Annotated in this window: 2 protein-coding genes and 1 pseudogene; 1 reads left to right on the top strand and 2 read right to left on the bottom strand. The window is 71.3% G+C overall.

Translation table 11 applies throughout. From position 1 onward, the window contains the following. Positions 1-920, bottom strand: a 920-nt coding sequence (locus K0M70_RS03985; protein ID WP_290779579.1) for an NAD(P)H-hydrate epimerase, incomplete at its 3' end; no start/stop codon positions are given. Between the two features lie 24 nt (positions 921-944). Between K0M70_RS03985 and queG the strand changes: the two genes are divergently transcribed. After that, positions 945-2,009, top strand: coding sequence for a tRNA epoxyqueuosine(34) reductase QueG (gene queG / locus K0M70_RS03980; RefSeq protein ID WP_290779576.1), 1,065 nt, complete (start codon positions 945-947; stop codon positions 2,007-2,009). Between the two features lie 3 nt (positions 2,010-2,012). On the opposite strand, the pseudogene K0M70_RS03975 reads toward queG, so the two are convergent. Next, positions 2,013-2,361, bottom strand: a pseudogene (locus tag K0M70_RS03975) (glucose-6-phosphate isomerase); the annotation flags it as partial.

Below are 2,361 nucleotides of genomic sequence, written 5' to 3'. Positions count from 1 at the left end.
GGGGCCGGGCCCCCGGGGCCCCCCCCGGCTGCCGTCTGGGCTTGGGCCCGCGCGCCCACCCGGGCCCCAACGCCCGACCGCCGGGTGGCGACACTGGCCAGGCCCACGCCCGTGCGCAGCGCGCCCTCCGCACAAAGGCGCACCGCACCGCCCATGCCCTCTTCGCCGCCGATGCAGAGCACGTGGCCGTGCTCACCTTTATGCGCATTGGGATGACGGGGGCCCAGCCAGCGCGCCAGGCCGTCGGGGCGGCACAGCCACGCCGCCGGTTTGAAATCGTCGAAGGCGCCGATCTTCAGGTCCAGCCGGTCGAGCAGCACCTCACCGTCGAAATCCCGGGCCATGCCGGTGAACAGGCCGCGCTTGGCCGCGATGAAGCTCACGGTCACCGTGGCCCGCACCGCGGCGCCCTGGGCGTGGCCGGTGTCGGCGTCCAGGCCCGACGGCACGTCCAGCGACAGCACCGGCATGCGGCTGGCATTGATGCGCTCGATCATGGCCTGCGCCGCCTCCGAGGGAGGCCGCGTCAATCCGATGCCATAAATGGCGTCCACCCAAACCTCCGCCTCGGGCAGCAGCCCGTCGAAGGCAATGACGCTGCCCCCCGCGGCGCGAAAATCGGCCAGCGCCTGGCGCGCCGTCTCGGTGCGGGGGCTGGCGCCCGGGGGAGCCACCACCAGCACCCGGAAACCCGCCGCGCGGGCCAGCCGGGCCAGCACATAGCCGTCGCCGCCGTTGTTGCCGGGGCCACAGGCCACGCCCACCACCCGCGCCTGCGGCCAGCGCTGCAGCAGCAGCCGCCAGGCCGCCGCACCCGCGCGGCACATCAGCTCGTAGGACGGCACGCCAAGCACGCCGATGGCGTGGGAGTCCATCGCCCGCACCTGGACAGACCGATAAAGCGGCAGCAGTTCACTCATGCCGCTGATTCTATACTTGCCCCGATGCCCGACCATGCCCGCCTCGCCGAACTGATCAAGACCTGGAGCCTTGAGCTGGGCTTCCAGCAGCTGGGCATCGCCGGGATCGAGCTGGGCCAGGACGCGGCCCACCTTCGTGACTGGCTGGCCAAGGGCCAGCATGGCCGCATGGAATACATGGCCCGGCACGGCGACATGCGCGCGCGGCCCGACGAGCTGGTGCCGGGCACGCTGCGCGTCCTGTCGGTGCGCATGGACTACGGCACCGGCGACGACGCGCAGGCCTGGACCACCCTCGACCAGGGCGAACGCGCCTACGTGGCGCGCTACGCGCTGGGGCGCGATTACCACAAGGTCATGCGCAACCGGCTGCAGAAGCTCGCCGACCGCGTCGCCGCGCACATCGGCCCATTCGGCTATCGCGCCTTCGTGGACTCGGCGCCCGTGCTTGAGCGGGCGCTGGCGCGCGACGCCGGCCTGGGCTGGATCGGCAAGCACAGCTGCCTGATCAACCGCAGCGCCGGCAGCTGGTTCTTCCTGGGCGAAATCCTCACCGACCTGCCGCTGCCGGTGGACGTGCCGGCCAGCGCCCACTGCGGCACGTGCACGCGCTGCATCCAGGTCTGCCCCACCGGCGCCATCGTCGAACCCTACCGCGTGGACGCGCGCCGCTGCATCAGCTACCTCACCATCGAGCTCAAGGAGTCGATTCCCGAGGACATGCGCGCCCTGGTCGGCAACCGCATCTTCGGCTGCGACGACTGCCAGCTGGCCTGCCCCTGGAACAAGTTCGCGGTGCGCACGGACGAGCCCGACTTCCGTGCCCGCAACCAGCTCGACCGCGCCACGCTGGCCGAACTGTTTGCCTGGACCGAAGCCGAATTCCTGCAGCGCACCGAAGGCTCAGCCATCCGCCGCGCCGGCTATACCGGCTGGCTGCGCAACATCGCCGTGGCGCTTGGCAATGCACCGACCACACCCGACGTGCTGACCGCGCTTGCCAGTCGGCGCACCGATGCCAGCGGGATGGTTCGCGAACACGTGGCGTGGGCGCTGGCCCAGCATCCCAAGGCCACCCTGGCCTGCTGACGGCTAGCGGCGGCGGGCGCGAATCTGCGCCAGAAGCGCGCGCGTCACGGGGTCACTGGCCTGGATGCCGTCGTCCGCCACGGCCGGCAGCAGTTCGCCGGCGATGCGCTTGCCCAGCTCGACGCCCCATTGGTCGAACGCGTTGATGCCCCACAGCACGGACTGCACGTACACGCTGTGTTCGTACATCGCCAGCAGCGCGCCCAGCGAGTGCGGCGTGAGTTCGTCCAGCAGGAACAGGCTCGAAGGCCGGTTGCCCGGATAGGCTTTCTGCGGGTCGACGGCCCGCCCGCCGATTGCCAACCCCTGCGACATCCCCAGCAAGTACCCCAGCACCCACCCGTGGCTGTGG

The sequence above is a fragment of the Arenimonas sp. genome (assembly GCF_019459675.1).
Taxonomy (GTDB): domain Bacteria; phylum Pseudomonadota; class Gammaproteobacteria; order Xanthomonadales; family Xanthomonadaceae; genus Arenimonas.
Note: the sequence above shows the minus strand (reverse complement) of the source record. Positions and strands in the feature narration are given on the sequence as shown.